Source organism: Rhodococcus daqingensis (assembly GCF_042665615.1).
In the GTDB taxonomy this organism is placed as follows: domain Bacteria; phylum Actinomycetota; class Actinomycetes; order Mycobacteriales; family Mycobacteriaceae; genus Rhodococcus_G; species Rhodococcus_G daqingensis.
In genome coordinates this window covers 306,857-321,280 of record NZ_JBHTCS010000030.1, presented here as the reverse complement: position 1 = coordinate 321,280, position 14,424 = coordinate 306,857, and the positions used below count along the sequence as shown (strand labels likewise).

General features: G+C 71.1%; 16 protein-coding genes and 1 riboswitch. Of the genes, 10 read left to right on the top strand and 6 right to left on the bottom strand.

Annotated features, from left to right (window positions below):
• Positions 1 to 64: 64 nt before the first annotated feature.
• Positions 65 to 592, top strand: a complete 528-nt coding sequence (locus ACFQS9_RS25905; protein WP_378409406.1) for a 2-oxo-4-hydroxy-4-carboxy-5-ureidoimidazoline decarboxylase — start codon at positions 65 to 67, stop codon at positions 590 to 592.
• Positions 593 to 598: 6 nt separating this feature from the next.
• On the opposite strand, the gene ACFQS9_RS25900 is transcribed toward ACFQS9_RS25905, so the two are convergent.
• Together ACFQS9_RS25900 and ACFQS9_RS25895 are read right to left on the bottom strand one after the other, a co-directional pair.
• The gene (locus ACFQS9_RS25900; RefSeq protein ID WP_378409405.1) at positions 599 to 967 is read right to left on the bottom strand and encodes a hypothetical protein; all 369 of its coding nucleotides are present in this window, start codon (positions 965 to 967) and stop codon (positions 599 to 601) included.
• 140 nt (positions 968 to 1,107) lie between these two features.
• A complete protein-coding gene (locus ACFQS9_RS25895) occupies positions 1,108 to 1,674 on the bottom strand; it encodes a TetR/AcrR family transcriptional regulator (RefSeq protein WP_378409507.1) in 567 nt (188 codons plus the stop codon).
• 155 nt (positions 1,675 to 1,829) lie between these two features.
• On the opposite strand from ACFQS9_RS25895, the gene ACFQS9_RS25890 reads away from it, so the two are divergent.
• The 5 genes from ACFQS9_RS25890 to ACFQS9_RS25870 all read left to right on the top strand — a co-directional run bounded on the left by ACFQS9_RS25890 (position 1,830) and on the right by ACFQS9_RS25870 (position 4,801).
• Positions 1,830 to 2,870, top strand: coding sequence for an ABC transporter permease (locus ACFQS9_RS25890; RefSeq protein WP_378409404.1), 1,041 nt, complete (start codon positions 1,830 to 1,832; stop codon positions 2,868 to 2,870).
• A 61-nt stretch (positions 2,871 to 2,931) separates the two neighbouring features.
• Positions 2,932 to 3,405: a YbaK/EbsC family protein gene (locus ACFQS9_RS25885; protein ID WP_378409403.1), complete on the top strand. Its 474-nt coding sequence runs from the start codon at positions 2,932 to 2,934 to the stop codon at positions 3,403 to 3,405.
• A gap of 41 nt (positions 3,406 to 3,446) precedes the next feature.
• A complete protein-coding gene (locus ACFQS9_RS25880) occupies positions 3,447 to 3,518 on the top strand; it encodes a putative leader peptide (RefSeq protein WP_378409506.1) in 72 nt (23 codons plus the stop codon).
• 163 nt (positions 3,519 to 3,681) lie between these two features.
• Entirely contained in the window at positions 3,682 to 4,149 is a 468-nt protein-coding gene (locus tag ACFQS9_RS25875; RefSeq protein WP_378409505.1) for a flavin reductase family protein, read from the top strand.
• 121 nt (positions 4,150 to 4,270) lie between these two features.
• Positions 4,271 to 4,801 (top strand): winged helix-turn-helix domain-containing protein, encoded by a 531-nt coding sequence (locus ACFQS9_RS25870; protein ID WP_378409402.1) that lies wholly within the window; start codon positions 4,271 to 4,273, stop codon positions 4,799 to 4,801.
• Between the two features lie 60 nt (positions 4,802 to 4,861).
• Here the strand turns inward: ACFQS9_RS25870 and ACFQS9_RS25865 are convergent, their stop codons facing one another.
• From ACFQS9_RS25865 to ACFQS9_RS25855, 3 genes are all read right to left on the bottom strand, one after another.
• A complete protein-coding gene (locus ACFQS9_RS25865) occupies positions 4,862 to 5,497 on the bottom strand; it encodes a hypothetical protein (protein WP_378409401.1) in 636 nt (211 codons plus the stop codon).
• A 148-nt stretch (positions 5,498 to 5,645) separates the two neighbouring features.
• Positions 5,646 to 6,917 carry an aminotransferase class V-fold PLP-dependent enzyme gene (locus tag ACFQS9_RS25860; RefSeq protein WP_378409400.1) on the bottom strand — a complete coding sequence of 424 codons (1,272 nt, stop codon included), beginning with the start codon at positions 6,915 to 6,917 and terminating at the stop codon, positions 5,646 to 5,648.
• Positions 6,918 to 6,961: 44 nt separating this feature from the next.
• Positions 6,962 to 7,077: riboswitch (SAM riboswitch) on the bottom strand.
• A 153-nt stretch (positions 7,078 to 7,230) separates the two neighbouring features.
• Positions 7,231 to 7,506: a hypothetical protein gene (locus ACFQS9_RS25855; RefSeq protein ID WP_378409399.1), complete on the bottom strand. Its 276-nt coding sequence runs from the start codon at positions 7,504 to 7,506 to the stop codon at positions 7,231 to 7,233.
• A 526-nt stretch (positions 7,507 to 8,032) separates the two neighbouring features.
• Between ACFQS9_RS25855 and ACFQS9_RS25850 the strand changes: the two genes are divergently transcribed.
• From ACFQS9_RS25850 to ACFQS9_RS25835, 4 genes are all read left to right on the top strand, one after another.
• The gene (locus tag ACFQS9_RS25850) at positions 8,033 to 9,106 is read left to right on the top strand and encodes a Glu/Leu/Phe/Val dehydrogenase family protein (RefSeq protein ID WP_378409398.1); all 1,074 of its coding nucleotides are present in this window, start codon (positions 8,033 to 8,035) and stop codon (positions 9,104 to 9,106) included.
• Positions 9,107 to 9,212: 106 nt separating this feature from the next.
• Positions 9,213 to 10,241 carry an oxidoreductase gene (locus tag ACFQS9_RS25845; RefSeq protein WP_378409397.1) on the top strand — a complete coding sequence of 343 codons (1,029 nt, stop codon included), beginning with the start codon at positions 9,213 to 9,215 and terminating at the stop codon, positions 10,239 to 10,241.
• A 74-nt stretch (positions 10,242 to 10,315) separates the two neighbouring features.
• Positions 10,316 to 10,933, top strand: a complete 618-nt coding sequence (locus ACFQS9_RS25840; RefSeq protein WP_378409396.1) for a LysE family translocator — start codon at positions 10,316 to 10,318, stop codon at positions 10,931 to 10,933.
• 186 nt (positions 10,934 to 11,119) lie between these two features.
• Positions 11,120 to 11,305 carry a hypothetical protein gene (locus ACFQS9_RS25835; protein WP_378409395.1) on the top strand — a complete coding sequence of 62 codons (186 nt, stop codon included), beginning with the start codon at positions 11,120 to 11,122 and terminating at the stop codon, positions 11,303 to 11,305.
• Between the two features lie 106 nt (positions 11,306 to 11,411).
• Here the strand turns inward: ACFQS9_RS25835 and ACFQS9_RS25830 are convergent, their stop codons facing one another.
• The gene (locus ACFQS9_RS25830; RefSeq protein ID WP_378409394.1) at positions 11,412 to 14,213 is read right to left on the bottom strand and encodes an ATP-binding protein; all 2,802 of its coding nucleotides are present in this window, start codon (positions 14,211 to 14,213) and stop codon (positions 11,412 to 11,414) included.
• Between the last annotated feature and the right edge of the window lie 211 nt (positions 14,214 to 14,424).

Genomic DNA, 14,424 nt, shown 5'->3' with positions numbered 1-14,424 from the left:
CTCCGGGACCAAACTGGGGCGCACAATCAGCTGTGCCCGGGCCGGGGGTGAGATCGGAGATGCCATGTTGATGCATCAGGGGATCGGGCTCGACAGGTTCAACGCCCTGCCGGAGCGCGGCGCTGTGCACGCGCTGTTCGAGTGTTGCTGCTCGGTGACCTGGGCGCGCCAGGTGGCGGCGGGCAGGCCCTACCGTGCCCACTCCGATCTGCTGACCGCGGCGGACACCGAGCTGTTCGAGCTGTCCGAGGCGGACATCGACCGGGCCCTGGAGGGCCATCCCGGGGTCGCCCGCCGGGCGCAGACCACCGCCTCGAGCTTGGAACAGTGCGCGGTCTGGGCACCCGACGAGGCCATCATGGCCGCGGTGATCGAGGCGACCGCCCGCTACGAGGAACGGTTCGGGTACGTCTACCTGTGGTGCGCCGCCGGCCGCGACGCGACCGAACTGCTCGGCGACCTGACCCACCGCCTGGGTAACGCCCCCGACACCGAACGCAAGACCATGCTCGGCGAGCTCGCGAAGATCAACCGGAGCCGGATCGAGCGGATGCTCGGACCGGAGGACGGCTTCGCGGATCCCAGGTACTGACGGCCTCTATGCGTACGACCAGCGTCCGACGCCACAGAACATCGCGAAACCGTCTGGCGTCTGCGTGACCCTGTCGACCGATTCGTCGCACGGGTCCCTGTGGTTGTGGACGCCGACCACATCCTCACTGCTCCACCTGCCCTCCCCGGTGCGAGGGTGGGTGTGGCAGACGAGATCGCCGCCGGTGTTCGCGTCGACGCCGACCCGTCGCTGCTCCGAGCAGGGCTGCCCGTCGACGGCCACCGGGGGCGTGACGGGCTGCGGATGCTCGCCGGGGTGGGCGTTGGCCACGCCCGCGAATCCGAGCGCGGAGAATCCGATCAACGCCGCGGCCGCGCAGGCTCGGACGGTGGTGAGTGAGTTGTTGGTGGACATGGGTTTTGACCGTTCCATCGGTGATGCTGCGGCGGACCCCGGGGTGCGGGCGCCAAGATCCCTGAACAGCTTCCAAGCCTATTCGCGTGCCGGCCGAGACCACCACCATCCTTGGGGTGGAATCACGCCACCCCCGGCGCTCACACGGTCAGCGCACTCGCGAACAGTTCGGACACCGCGGTGTGCACCGCGCGCCCGTCCACCTGGTCGGGATCCACGGCGTGCTCGAGCATCAGCCCGGAGATCAGCGCCATCAACGTGATCGCGATGTTGCGGGCATCGACCCGCTCGGCCACCCCCCATTCCCGCGCCCGCTCGGAGATCAGCTCCTCGATCTGGGCGCGCAGGTGCCGGCGCTCGCGCAGATACGCCTGCGCGAGCTTCGGATCCCGGGCGGCCTGCAGACCGAACTCGAGGACGAGCAACGCCCAGCCGGGGTCGGAGATCAGCCAGGAGCTGATCGTCTCGCCGCCCCGTCCGGCGGCGTCGGTGGCGCTGAGTCCGGCGATCTCGGCGAGCACCCGGCCTGCCAACTCCAGGGAACGCTGCGCGAACAGCTCCGCGAACAGGTCCTGCTTGGAATCGAAGTTGGAATACACGGCGCCCTTGGTGAAACCGGCCCTCCTGGCGATGTCCGCCAGGGTCGCGGCCGCGAAACCGTTCTCGACGAACTCCTCGGCAGCCGCGTCGATCAGCCGTTGACGCACCACGTCGCGCCCGGGCCGGGTCTGGGGATACCTCCCGGCCGCGGCGGACGGATCCGGCGGTGACGCAGCTCTCCCTTGACCGATCTCATTCACGATACCTACGGTATTCAATACCGAGAGTATCGACAAGGACGCGCCGCGAGAGCAAGGAAGCCATGACGACCACCACCGAACCGCACCGGTCCACCAGCCCGACCGACCGCTACAGCCCGCGGCAGATCATGGTCGCGGTGGTCCTTGGCGTGCTGCTGCTGCAGCTCGGCTTCATCACCAGCTACGTGGCCGCGTTCCACCAGCCCACCCCGCGCGACATCCCGATCGCGGTGATCGCCGAGCCCGGGCTCCCCGACGGCATCGGCCAGCAGGTCACCGACGAGCTCAACCGCATCGACGGCCACCCGGTCGACGCCCGCACGGCCACCAACACCTACGAGGCGCGCTCCCTGATCCGGGACCGCGAGATCATGGGCGCCTACGTCATCAGCCCCACCGGCACCGACACCCTCATCACCGCCAACGCCGCCGGGAGCTCGGCGGCGACCGCTCTCGAGGGCATCTTCACCAAGGCAGACGCCGCCAAGCACCGCGCGTTCGTCGTCCGCGACGAGGTGCCCGTCGCCGTCCACGACAACCGCGGGCTGTCCGGCTTCTACCTCTCGATCGGCTGGGTCGTCGGTGGATACCTGCTCGCCGCTGCCATCGGCCTGCTCATCGGCGCACCGCGCACCCTGCGGGAGGCCGGCGGGCACATCGCGATCATGGCCGGGTACGCCGCGGTCTCGGGATTCCTCGGCGCGCTCATCACCACTCATCTCCTCGGCACCTTCACCGGCCATCTACTGCCGCTCTCGCTGCTCGGCGCGGGCGTGGTCTTCGCGACCGGCGTCTTCACCATGGGGCTGCGGGCCGCGGTGGGCATCCTGGCCGTGCCGCTGGCGATCCTGATCTTCGTCGTGCTCGGAAACCCGAGCGCGGGAGGCGCTTTCGGCTCCAACGTGCTGCCCGGTTTCTACGCCGCCATCGGGCGCTGGATCACCCCCGGGGCCGGCACCGAGGGCGTGCGGTCGATCGTCTACTTCCAGGGCACCGGCGTCGGCCAGCCGATCGTCGCGCTCGCCATCTACGCCCTGGTCGGGGTCGCGCTCATGCTCGTCTGCACCGCACGCCTCGGCCGGCGCACACCGGCCGCCGCGTGAGCGCCGCGACACGTCGGCTCGGATGCCGTGCGGAGCCGCCGCGCCAGTCCTAGTGTGGGGCATGGCCAGGCTCCTGCACCCGAATGCCGCCCACGTCGCGCGCATCCTGATCTCGCGGGGCCATCACGGCGTGGTGGTGACCCAGGACGAATCGACGCACACCGCCGAGGCGGCGGCCGCCGCGCTCGGCGTGAACGTCGGCGCGATCACGAAATCGCTGGTGTTCCTGCTCGATGACGACCCGATCCTGCTGCTGGTCTCGGGGGCGCACCGGGTCGACACCGAGCGCACCGGCAAGCGGCTCGAGGGCACCCTGATGCGGGCGACCGCCGACACCGTCCGAGAGGTGACCGGCCAGCCGATCGGCGGCGTCGCCCCGCTCGGCCACCCCACCAACCTGCCGACGTACGTGGACGCCGCGCTCGCGCAGTACCCGGAACTGTGGGCGGCGGCCGGCCATCCCGCAACGATGTTCCGCACCACCTTCGCCGAGCTGCTCCGCATCACCGCCGGGCTGGCCATCGACGTCGACTGACCCGGGTCCTATAGTGGGCGAAACAGATCCCTGGAGGCCACGTGACTGACGGAGTGTGGAGCCGGCGACACGTCGACCTGTGCCGCACTTCCGCGAGCCAGTGTCCGCGCTGACCTGACTCATCGGCGCGCACCACTGGTGCGTGCGTCCTGTGCAGCCGAAGATCCGGAGAATCCGTTGTCCCAGCCACTCGACAGTTATCCACATGACGATCTGCCACCCGCCGCCACCCCGATAGACCCGGTCGGTATCACCGCCGACCAGTACCGGGCGGCGATGCGCCGCTACCCGGCGGGCGTCACCATCGTCACGCTCGACTCCGCGGCCGGCCCGGTCGGCTTCACCGCCACCTCTTTCGCGTCGATCTCGCTGGATCCGCCGTTGGTCTCGTTCAACATCGCGCACAACTCGTCGAGCATCAAGGCACTGCACGCCGCGGACTCGCTGGTCATCCACCTGCTCGGCGAGCATCAGCAGCACCTCGCCCAGCGCTTCTCGCGCAGCGCCGACCAGCGGTTCGCCGACGAATCGCTCTGGAAGCGTCTCGACACGGGCGAGCCGGTGCTGCACGGCACTCCGATCTGGCTGCGCACGACCGTGCACCAGCTCATCCCGATCGGCGACCACACGCTGGTCATCGGGATGGTCACGCGCGTCCACGACGAGGACGACGCGGAGGCCGCGGCCGCTCCCCTGCTGTACCACGACGGCAGGTACTACCGCCCGACCCCGCTCGGCGAATGATCCCGGCGCCGCTCATGATCGTGCCCAGCTCTACCGTCGACTCTCCCGTTCGGAGTGAGTGTCGCCGCTGTCGTTGACCACGACCGCCGCACACCAACACAGCCGAAACTGGGAGTCACCCATGGTTCATTCCGTACTGGGGCAGCGGGATTCAGATCCCGACCTCGTCCTCACCCTTCAGTTCAGCAACCCCGGATCCGCCGATCGGCAGCAGCTGGTCGCGCTCGCCAACGCCCTGCGCGCGACCGCTCAGGAGCTCGTCCCCGGTGTCAGCACCCGTGCCCGGATGGACACCGCGCCCGCCGCCGCGGCCTCGAAGACGGAGGCGATCGACGCACCGCTGGTCATCGACCTTCCAGCACGACAGGTCTTTTCCCGCGGCGAGCCGGTGTCGTTGAGTCACACCGAGTTCGAGATCCTCTCCCACCTGGCCCGCCGGCCTCGGGTGGTGGTCTCGCGGCGACGACTCCTCGAGCTGAGCGGCAACCTCGGCGAGCGCGAACGGGCCGGGCGGAGCGTGGATGTCCACGTGTCGCGGGTCCGGACAAAGCTCGGGCGTTACGGCTGGCTGGTGTCCACCGTCCGCGGCACCGGCTACCGCTTCGATCCCGATTCCCGGGTCCGCATCATCACCGAGACCGCGGCGGCTTGACCGGCCGGTGACGGGGTGCCGTCGGCCTGGCCGGCCGCGGCACCCCGGCACCGAGCTTCCTCAGGACGCGAGAATGGTTCTGCCGGAGGTCAATCCGAACTGACCCAGCACTTCGCCGAGCGTGGCGGACGGGCGGGTGAGGCCGCGGCCGTGCAGCAACGGCAGCACGTCGTCCACCACCCGGTCGAGCACGCGGGGCAGGACGAGCGGCAGCAGGGTCACCCCGTCGGCGACCCCCGCGGCGCCGATGTCGGCGATGAGCCCGGCCAGCCCCGGCGCCGTACCCACATAGGAGATCGAATCGGGCACCCGGGCACCCCGGAGCCCACCATCGAGCAGGGCCAGTTCCCTTCGCGCGGAACGCGAATCGTCACCGAGGAGCACCTCGACGTCGAGCAGCACGGTGACCGAGTCCGGGTCCCGGCCGTCGGCCGCGACCTCCGCCCGGATCCGGTCGCGCTGCTGCTGGGCCCCACGGAGGTCGTGGGCGCGGATGCGGACCACGGCGCCGGGAACCGCGGCCAGGTCGAGCTGCGCAGCGGGGTCCGCCGGCGCGGTCAGGTCCACCCAGTAGTCGGTGAGCCCGAGCGGAATCCGGAAGTCGGTGTGCGCAGCGGACGCCGGATGGTGACCGGCGCCGGACAATTCGACCGCGACGTGCAGCGGCCGGGTACGGAAAGACGAATCGATGGACATGGGTCTCCTCGAGGGATGCGTACGAGCTGATGAGCTGAGGGCGAGCTCAGCTCAGACACGTGCCCGACGCGGTACGGCAGAGATCCACATGCCGACGGCACCACCGGGCGTCAGTCGCCAGGGTCGTCACGGGTGCCATGGCGCGAGTTTACCCGGCAAGGCCCGGCGCCGGGCGGCGACCGTCCACCAGTTCGCGCAGCGCCACGACCAACCGGTCCACGTCGGCCGCGTGACTGCCCAGGCCCAGGCTCGCCCGGACGGCGCCGTCGGGTCGGCCGAGCCGGGCCAGCAGCGGGTGCGCGCAGAAGCGGCCGTCACGCACCCCGATGCCGTGCCGGTCCGAGAGGTAGCTCGCCACCTCGCGTGGCGCGTAGCCGTCGACAGTAAAGGTGACGATGCCGACCGAATCCGGTGAGTCGGACCAGATCCGGAGCAACTCGACGCCGTCGATCCCGCGCAGCCCGTCGACGAGCCGAGCGCACAGGACTCGCTCGTGGCGCTCCGACGCGTCGGCGTCGAGCCCGGCCAGGGCCGAGCAGGCCGCCGCCAACGCCGCGACGCCGAGCACGTTGGGAGTGCCTGCCTCGTGCCGCTGCGGGGCGGGCGCCCACTCGACACACCCCGACGAGACGTCGCGGGTGGCGCCGCCGCCGACCAGGTACGGCTCGGCGGCGTCCAGCCAGTCCCGCCTGCCGATGAGCGCGCCCGCCCCGAACGGCGCGTACAGCTTGTGACCGGAGAAGGCCAGGTAGTCGACGCCGAGCGCGGCGATGTCCACCCGCCGGTGCGGCAGCAACTGGGCCCCGTCGACCAGGATCCGCGCCCCGCAGGCGTGTGCGACCTCGGCCAGCCGCGCGATCGGCAGCACCTCACCGGTGACATTGGAGGCGCCGGTGACGGCGAGCAGCGCCGCAGGCTTGCTGCACAGTTCGGCGACGATCCGCTCCACCGTCTCGGCGACGGTGTCTGCGGACCGGACGATCCGCGCGCCGTTCTTCTTCCAGGGCAACAGATTTGCGTGGTGCTCGATGTCGAGGACGACGGTGTCGCCGGGCACGCAGCCGGCGAGCAGGTTGAGCGCATCGGTGGTGTTGCGGGTGAACACCACCACGTCGTCCGCGCGGGCCCCGACGAACCCGGCGACCACGTCGCGGGCCCCCTCGTAGCTGGCGGTGGACACCTGCGAGGCGTACCCGGCGCCCCGGTGCACGCTGGCGTAGTACGGCAGCAGCTCCTGTACCCGCTCGGTGACCTGCGCCAGCGCCGGCGCGCTCGCCGCGTAGTCGAAGTTCGCATAGGTGCAGGTCCCGCCGCCTGCCAGCGGGACGGTCAGGTCGGCACCCGAGACCGCGGCGAACGGCCGGTCGGCAGAGCAGCCGATGGCGGGGCGAACAGCAGCGGCGGTGAGAACAGCAGTCATCAGACATCCCTCGGTCAGGACCCGTGTGCTTGTGGAAGACAACGAGCCCGCGCTTGCCGGGTCCGGTGTTGGACCGCAGCCAGGTCGTCACCCGGGGCACCCCACCGCGGTGGAGGGTTGCCGGCCAGCAAGCCGGGGCTATCTGCTGGCACTCATGACCTACGGCGAGGATGGCAGTTCGGTCCGGACGTTGTCAACCGCGTGAACCGGCTCGCGGTTGCGCGAGCCGGTTCACATCGTCCGATCCAACCCTTTCTTCCACTCGAAAATCCTTGGCCCGGAAAGTGTCTGACAATCGGCTCGGCGGCAAGCACTAGCAGGCGGCGAGGAGCATCACCGGCGCGTAGGGCTCCACCCGGACGCACGGCACTCCCAGCGCGCGCACGTGCTGCACCGCCGCCGCGTCGGCGGCCGAGCAGATCCCGTCGAGCACGTCCTCGGTGGCGATCGCGCCGAGCAGGTCGTCGCCGAGCGCCCGCGTGGACTCCAGTCCGTGCCTCACGAGCCACCGCTCCGTCTCGACGAAGGCCGCCGGGGTTCCGATGAACAGCACCCGCCTCGGCGCGGCCGCGACTGCCGTCATCGTCATCGCTGTTCCTCTCCCACAACGGAAGTCACGGATTCCGGCTCTGCGAACATCGCGGCGATGTGGAACTTGATCTGCTCGGTACTCATGACCCCGCCACGTGTAGCGGGTCGCGGATTGGGTGCGTCTGCCACTGCTGTACTCATTCGTGCGCTTCCTCTGCGGTTTGGGATTCGGGGCCGTTTCACTTCCCGGCATGAATCAACTATGGCCCTGGTCCGGGGTTGCGTCTGTCCACCAACTGCCCCTTCTGGCGGATGAACCGGCCGTCCCCCGATCGGAGGACACGCCGGGAACCTGCGCCCGCGCGCGAGCCACCGGAATGCGCGTGGCGTGACCCACATCGATGACGAACTGAGCACAGCATCACACCCGACGCCCCTCGGTTCGCATCATCTGATCAGAATGCTGCGCTATTGACTTCACTATTGACTGCCTTGCCATCGATACGGACTGTAGTTGCGACACACAGCACACCTCGGCACCCCTCATCGCGCCACACAGCCCAGCTATCGGAAGGACGTCAACGATGACCACCCTGGAAGCCCGACCCGTCACCCGCACCCCGCGCAGCGGCTTCGACCACGAACACGTGGTCCTCGAGTCCGGACACCGCTCGGGCCTGCCGATCACCGTCGCCGTGCACTCCACCAAGCTGGGACCGGCGCTCGGCGGCTGCCGGGTGTGGCAGTACCCCGACTGGCAGTCCGGCATGCAGGACGCGCTCCGGTTGTCCGCCGCGATGACCCTCAAGTGCGCGGTCGCGGGCCTGGACACCGGCGGCGGCAAGTCCGTCATCGCCCTGACGCCGGGCGAGGTCCTCGACGGGGACCGGCGCCGCGCGGCCATGCTCGACCTGGCCGACATCGTCGACGGGCTCGGCGGCAGCTACCGGACCGCGGAGGACGTCGGCACCAGCGCGGCCGACATGCAGATCGTCCGCGAACGGACCGCGCACGTCTTCGGCCTGCCCACCGCCACCGGCGGGATCGGCGAGCCGGCCGAGCCCACCGCCGTCGGTGTCTACTCCGCCCTGCGCGCGACCGTCGCCCGCGCGTTCCCGGGCTCGGGCCTCGCGGGCCTGCGGATCACGATCAGCGGACTCGGGCAGGTCGGTTCCCGGCTCGCGCGCACGCTCGCCGCCGAGGGCGCCGTCCTCACCGTCAGCGACATCGACGGCGGCAAGCGGGCGCTGGCCGAGGAGATCGGCGCCCACTGGGTCCGTCCCGAGGACGCCGCCGCCGTGCCTGCGGACGTCTTCGTCCCGGCCGGTGTCGGCGGCGTGCTCACGGACGAGGTGATCGACGGCCTCGACTGCCGCGCGGTCGTCGGTCCGGCGAACAACCAGCTCGCGCACCACGACGGCGCGGATCGCCTGGCCGACAAGGGGATCCTGTGGGCGCCCGACTTCGTCGCCAATGCTGGCGGCGCCCTGTTCGCGATCCTGGCCGACGGCGAGAACCGGGGTTACGACGAGGTCCTGACCCGGGTCAATCTCATCGGCAGCACCCTGAGCGACCTCTTCGATCGCGCCGAGCGTGCGGGCATCACCCCACTGGCCGCGGCACACGCGGCCGCGGACGAACGCCTCGGCCGGGGCTGAGACACGGGGCGCCCGGTCCGAGAGACACGCATCCCCGGGCGCTCCCCCGTGGTCGGCCGTAGGGTTCAGGGCACAGAGAACCGCGCCCGCAACGTCTGGAGAAGCCATGCCCGCATCGCAACCCGCGCCCCGACGACCAGCCCCCGACGCGGTCATCGAAGCGGGGCGCGAGGCCCGGCCGCCGCTCGCGGCACCACGGTTCCGTGTCGCAGACCTCCCCGACCAGCGGGGCCGCACCATCATGGTCACCGGGGCCAACAACGGCCTGGGCCTGCGCGCCGTCACCGCGCTCGCCGGCGCCGGCGCACGCGTGGTGCTGGCCTGTCGCGATCTCGAGCGCGGCGCGCGTGCGCTGGAGTCCGTGCGGGCCGCGAGCGACGGGGCCGGGTCGGGTGCCGAGCACGTACTGGTCCGTCTCGACCTGGCGGACCTGTCCTCGGTGCGGGCGGCGGCGGCCGAGACCGCGGCCGCGGTGGAGTCGGTCGACGTGCTCATCAACAACGCCGGCGTCATGGCAGTCCCGAAGGGCACGACGGCCGACGGGTTCGAGACCCAGTTCGGCACGAACCACCTCGGCCATTTCGCGCTGACCGATGCGATGCTGCCGCTGCTCCTGCGGGCCGGCGCGCCGCGGGTGGTCACCCTGGCGAGCATCGCGCATCTCGGCGGGACCATCGACCTCGAGGACCCGAACTTCGAGCGGCGCCCGTACGAGCGCATGGCCGCATATCAACAGTCCAAGCTGGCGAACCTGATCTTCAGCGCCGAACTCGCCCGGCGGGCCGCGGCCGCGGGCAGCCCGCTCGTGTCGATCGGCGCGCATCCGGGCGTGGCCGCGACCAACCTCTTCGACACGATGCTGCCGCCGATACCCGGGCTGGCGTCGCTCACCCGATTCGGCATGCGGATCATCGTCAACAGCGAGGCCGACGGCGCCCTGAGTCAGCTCTACGGCGCGACCATGCCCGACGTCGACAACGGCGACTACCTCGGCCCGGACCGTCTGCGCAGCATGCGCGGGCCCGTGACCCGGTGCGGACGCAGCCACAACGCCCGCGACCCCCGGCTGGCGCGGCGACTGTGGGAGCTCTCCGTCGAGATGACCGGCGCCGACTACGCGGCGCTGCGCGCCTGACGCGGCCCACCGAACTGGGACACCGCGCCGGAGTTCGATTTGATCCAGATCCTGATCTGCGATTTCCTGTGGCCATGACCGCCGCCACCCTGCTCAGCTTCGCGGGCGTCTGCCTGCTGCTCGCGCTCATGCCGGGTCCCGACTCGTTCCTGGTGCTCCGCTACAGCATCGGCGGCACCCGCCCGGGCGTCGCGGCGGCCGTCGGGGTGTCCATCGGCAGCCTGTTCTGGGCGGTGGTGGTGGCCCTGGGCGTCGCGGCGCTGCTCGAGCAGTCCGCGTCCGCCTACCGGGTCGTCAAGATCGCGGGCGGGCTCTACCTGCTTTACCTCGGGGTCCGCGCCCTGCTCCGGCGGCGGGCGGCGGGACCCGCGTCGACGGGACCGGTCGCGGCCTCGACCGGATCCGCGTTCGGGGCCGGGGTGCTCTCGTGCGCCCTGAACCCGAAGATGGGCCTGTTCTACCTCGCCGTCGTCCCGCAGTTCCTCGACCAGGTGACCTTCGGCTCGGCGATGACCCTGGGCGCGGTCGAGGCGGTGGTGGCGCTGGTGGTGATGGGTGCGTTCGCGGTCGCCGCGTCGCGCCTGGTCGCACTGCTGCGCAGGCCCAAGGTGACCGAGCGACTGGAGACCGTCAGCGCCGGAATCCTCGCCGCGCTCGGCGTCGGCACCCTCGCCTCGGCGGGCGGTTCCTGACCGAGGCGGGTGGGAGATTTCATCACGCTGGCCGGGGGCGAGGCCGAGATCGGCGGTCGCGGCCGCCCGTCGGTCGGAAATCAACACCCAGGGTGTCCTTCGCTCCCCCCTGGGTGGCTGGTGACGGCAGCCACCCGGGCGGACTCTGGACGATGCCCTCGGCAAACCCAGAACAAAGGATTGGAAATGAACACCAAGACAACGCCCGCAACGGCGACAACCGTCACGCCCGGTCGGCGAGGTGTGCTGGTCGCACGATCAGCGATCGTCGCGACCACCGTCACGATCGCCGCGATCGGTCCCGGATTGGGACTCGCACAGGCCCTGATGGGCAGGAACCACAACGAGGTCCTGGCCACCTCACGCCGGTGAGATCGCTGTCGTGTGTCTCCCGAGTCCAGCCGGATTCGGGAGTCGCACTGGACGATTCCCTACTGGCGCGGGCGATGGCGCACGATCGTCGGCGCGCGCGTCGTCATTACGACCGCCGGGAAGGGGCCATCGGGGCGAGGCCGAGATCGGCGAGCTCGGCCGCGCCGCGGGCGGCATGGTCGCCGCCGGCGAGCACCCGGGTCCGCGCCGACTGGTAGCCGCAACCGGCGGCATCAAAGACATCGACCGTGGCGAGCAGCCGCTCCCGGTCCCCGGCGAGCAGCGCTTCGGCCCGCTCCACGATGGCACCGGCGATGGGGTTCCCGGCCACGATGGTCCGGGCCTCGGCCAGGCGGTCCCCCGCATCGGAGCTCCCGGCGAGCACGGTGGCTTCGGCGCGCAGCGCCACGTACCAATGCAGCCAGACCCACGTGACCCATCGCCACACCTCGCCGGGCTCCGGCGCCATCCGTACCAGCGCCCCGCCCGCATCTCCGTTGTGCAGCAACAGCATCGAGTCGTAGACCGCCCGGTAGCCGAAGGTATGTTCCGTCGGCGTGTCGAGTTGATCCAGGACCGCATTCCATTCGCGCCGCGCATCGTGGTCGTCGCGGAGGCCGTGGATCATCGCCACACCGGCCACTGCCGGACCGAGAACCGATCCGGAGGGGCTGCCTGCCCGCTGCCACGCCTCGAGGAACCGGGCACTGCGGGTGCGCACCTCATCGACGTTGCCCGCCAACGCGTCGGCCACCAGCAACTGGCTCGTCGCACGATGGCCGACCTCGGCCAGCATCGGATGATCCGCGAGTTGCCGTGCCCAGCGGCGGGCACCCGGCAGGTCCCCCACGCCGAGGCCGGCTTCGGCGGCCTCACCGAGCGCCTCGATCAGCTCGTGGGTGCCGAGCGGGGTATCCGGCGCGGACGCGAGCAGGGTCATCCGGCGCCGGGCCGTGGCCGCAGCGGCGAACGCGTCACCGGCCCAGCTCTGAACGCCGGTGAGTGTGTCGAGCGCGGCGGACTCGGCGAGCGGGTCGCCGGCGCGGTGGGCGAGTTCGACCGCCCGTTCGGCGCGCGCGATCGTCTCCGGCAGCGCGTCGCCGGGTCCGTCCTGGGCGGCACCGAACGCCTCGGTCAGCGCCCTCCCGGTCTCGGCCAGCGCCACTGCGGCCTGGGCGGCCGGGTCGTCGCCCGCCAGCTCCCGCGCTTCGGTGATGAGCGCGATCGCCTCCTCCTGCGGCAGGGTCCGCACGAACTTGCTCGCAAACCGGTACGCGTTGGCGGCGGCGGTCGCCAGGTCGGCGGCGGCGCCGGCGGTGTCCCCCGCTCGGAGGGCGGCGTCCGCGGCCGCTCGGTTGAGGCGGTACATGTCGTCACCGCGCATCCGGCATCCGGCCACTGCCGCGGCGTGCCGCAGCATCGATGCGGCGGCCTGATCGTCCGCGAGCGCGGCCGCCTGCTCGTACCGCTGCTGGGACTCGCCGATCAGGTGACGGGTGAAGGTCAGCTCCGCCAGGTGCCGGGCGAGCCCGTACGCCTCCACGCGCTGTCCCGGGTGGTCGGCCGCCCAGGCCAGGGCGGCGCGAAGGTCGTCGGCCACCGCGTCGAATCGTGCCCGCCAGTCCGCGCGGACGACCGTCAGTTCCTCCGCCTCGGCCAGGCACCAGCGCAGGTGCCGGGCCCGCGCATCGCCGCGTTCACCGGCCTCCGTGAGCCGCTCCATCCCGTACTGGCGGATGGTTTCCAGCGCCCGGTACTCGGTCCCGCTCGGGGACGCCGTCACCACCAGCAGGCTCTGCTCCGCGAGCCGGGCCAGCCCGTCGGCGACCACGCCCCTCTCGGACGCGGTCGCCTCCGCCGCCGCCTGGACGGTGAACGACTTCATGAACACCGATATCCGGCGTAGGAGCACCTGATCCTCGGGCTCCAGCAGGGCGTGGCTCCAGTCCAGCGCGGCCCGCACCGAACGGTGCCGGTCGTCGGTGCGGGCGCCGCCTGCGAGCATCCGGAGTTGGTCGGACAGACCCGCGGCGAGGCCGTCCAGCCCGAGGGTGGTCCATCGGGCGGCGGCCAGCTCGATCGCCAGCGCCACTCCATCCAGCCGCCCACAGAACTCCGATACCTGTTCGCGCAGTGCATGATTCGGCGGCCAGCCGCTCGCAGCCGCGCGGTCCATGAACAGCGCGACCGCGTCCGATTCGCCTGCGCCTGCCAACGACATCGGCGGGACCGCATACGCCCGTTCGAACGGCACCATCAGCCGGGCGCGGCTGGTCGCCAGGACGGTGACTCGAGGGCACGCCGCGAGCAGCCGTTCGATGAAGAGGGCAACCCCGTCCAGCACGTGTTCGCAGTTGTCCAGCACCAGCAAGGCGTGACGGTCGGCGAGCGCGGCCAGCACCGACTCGTCCATGCCTCGGCCGGGCTGCTCGCCGAGTCCGAGTGCCAGGCCGACCGTACCGGCGACCACGCAGACGTCCGGGCTGTTGATCGGTACCAGGTCGACGAACCACACCCCGTCGGAGAACTCGCCTGCCAGCTCCGCGGCGACCGTCAACGCGAGCCGGGTCTTGCCCACTCCGCCGGGGCCGACCGCGGTCACCTGCCGGTCGTTCTTGACCATCTCGGTCAGCTCGGCCCGCTCCCGCGTCCGGCCGATGAACGAGGTCAGCGGTGTCGGCAGGACCGGTGCCGGGTGCGACCGGTCGGCGCGACCCAGCTCGGACGCGTGCTGGGCGAGCGCCCGCCGATCCGGAACCTCCAGCTTCCGCAGGAGCGAGGAGACATGACTCTCCACGGTGCGCACCGAGATGAACAGTCGCGCCCCGATCTCGGCGTTGCTGAGGTGCTCCCCCACCAACGCGAGCACCTCGGCTTCCCGAACCGAGATCTCCACCGTCGCCGTCATGGGCCTCATTTTGCAGTATCGGCCTCGTACTCATGGTCTTTGGACCGTCTCCGTGGCGAGCACCGCCGATCCGTGCCCCGATCAGTGGGCGATTCCGTGGTCGCCACGGATGTGGAGCAACCCCGCCGAGGGAGATGGTGTTCATACGTCCGGTTCACCCCGACAGACGGACACCACCCCGGGTCGATACGACCCACGACTTTCAGGAGTA